Genomic DNA, 1,554 nt, shown 5'->3' with positions numbered 1-1,554 from the left:
CTCCACCGGCCCATCGCCAACCGGCCTGGGGGTGGTGCGGATGAAGCAGGCGTCCTCGGGGTGGAAGCGGATCTGGGCGAAGACGTGGTAGCCGCCGGTGTGCTGCGCCAGGTAGCACAGCGGTACGAGACCGGGAGCCACGGTAGGGCCGGCCATCGCCATCAGGTCGGGACCGGCGATGGCGTCGGGGAAGAGGATGTTGCCGTCGATATCGCGGTCCGGTGCGAGCGTGTCGCCGGAGGCGGTCAGCGGGCGGACAGGGCAGAGGCCGAGCGCGTCCCAGCGGACGACAACGGTGGTAGTTGGGGAAGCGCTCACTTCCTGGGATGGGACCCGTACCAGGACGATGGGGTCGTCCGGTCGGCGCGGCGTGGTCTGGTTGAGTAGGTGGATTCCGCCCAAGACGACCCAGGCCCCGCGTGTGGTCGCTTCACGATGCATGGTGGACCTGCCTTTTCGGTTCCGTGTTCGTTCGGTGGCTGGCATCCGCATGGAGGTGGCGGCATAGGGTGTGCGGGGTGATCCACCGCGAGGACGAAGAGACGATCTTGGATGCCGCGGCCGTCGATGTTGGCCTGGCGGCGCTTGAATTCGACGGCGCGCGGGCCTGGCTGGAGCAGGCGCGTCGGCACCCGATGGAGCCGCTGGCGGCGGATGTCTGGGTGACTGATCCGGACTTCGGACACGTTCTGCTGGTGAAGCATCGGGTGCGGGGCTGGGTGCCTCCCGGTGGCAAGGTCGAGCCAGGAGAGATTCCCCGCGCCGCCGCAGCACGCGAATTGGTCGAGGAGACCGGGCTGCACGTCGAACTGCTGGATGTGCCGGCCGCGGTCTGTGTGCGTTCCTACCGCTCGGACTGGTCGCCGACGCTTGGCCTGTCGTACGCCGCGATAGTCGATCTCGATGTGCCGCTGGGTGGGGAGAACGGGCAGCCGCCGCGCTGGTTCCCCCTCGATGAGGAGTGGGACTCGGTGTTTCCCGAGGATCGCGCCCGGATCCGGGCTCATGTGGCCCGCCTGGTGGCCGCTCGCACGGTGGAGGCGCGCTGACCATCGGCTGCGGGGCATGGTCAGATCACCTCATCGATCTGGTCCAGGTCCTCGCCCGTCATGGTGATGACCTGGAGTTCGTGGAGGAAGCGGACCCAGACCGGTTGCAGTCCCGGCTGGACCGCGAACTCAGCCGCGGTGATCTGTCTGGCGGCGAAGGCGGCGGTGCGTTGGGCGCACTGTTGGAGGTCGTCGTGGTGTAGCCATCGGGGGGCGCGCACCTCGCGGGCAGAGGGGTGGAGCTGCCCGGAGGTCTGGGCCGCGAAGATCGTCCACTGGTGGCCGACGGTGCCGCCGGTGGGTCTGCGGCACTGGTTGGTCCGCCAGCCCTGGTGTAGCAGGTGGAGGCGGGTGACGGTCAGGCCGACCTCCTCGGTGACCTCGTTCATGGCGGCATGCTCGGGGCCGCCGTGGGCGTCGATGTGCCCGGCGACGGGTGCGATCCCGACGGGCGGGGTGGTGCGCTCGAAGATCAGGAGGCCGGCTGCGCTGGAGATGAGCACGC

Annotated in this window: 3 protein-coding genes; 1 reads left to right on the top strand and 2 read right to left on the bottom strand. The window is 69.2% G+C overall.

Annotated elements, in window-relative coordinates:
* A partial coding sequence (locus tag AB0J09_RS64440) for a hypothetical protein (RefSeq protein WP_360714333.1) occupies positions 1 to 441 on the bottom strand: 441 nt, incomplete at its 3' end.
* Positions 442 to 518: 77 nt separating this feature from the next.
* Between AB0J09_RS64440 and AB0J09_RS64435 the strand changes: the two genes are divergently transcribed.
* Positions 519 to 1,049, top strand: coding sequence for an NUDIX hydrolase (locus tag AB0J09_RS64435; protein ID WP_360714331.1), 531 nt, complete (start codon positions 519 to 521; stop codon positions 1,047 to 1,049).
* Between the two features lie 20 nt (positions 1,050 to 1,069).
* Here the strand turns inward: AB0J09_RS64435 and AB0J09_RS64430 are convergent.
* Positions 1,070 to 1,554: NUDIX hydrolase (locus AB0J09_RS64430; RefSeq protein WP_360714329.1), on the bottom strand; the 485-nt coding region annotated here is incomplete at its 5' end.

The organism is Nonomuraea sp. NPDC049784, from assembly GCF_040659615.1.
Lineage (GTDB): Bacteria > Actinomycetota > Actinomycetes > Streptosporangiales > Streptosporangiaceae > Nonomuraea.
Note: the sequence above shows the minus strand (reverse complement) of the source record. Positions and strands in the feature narration are given on the sequence as shown.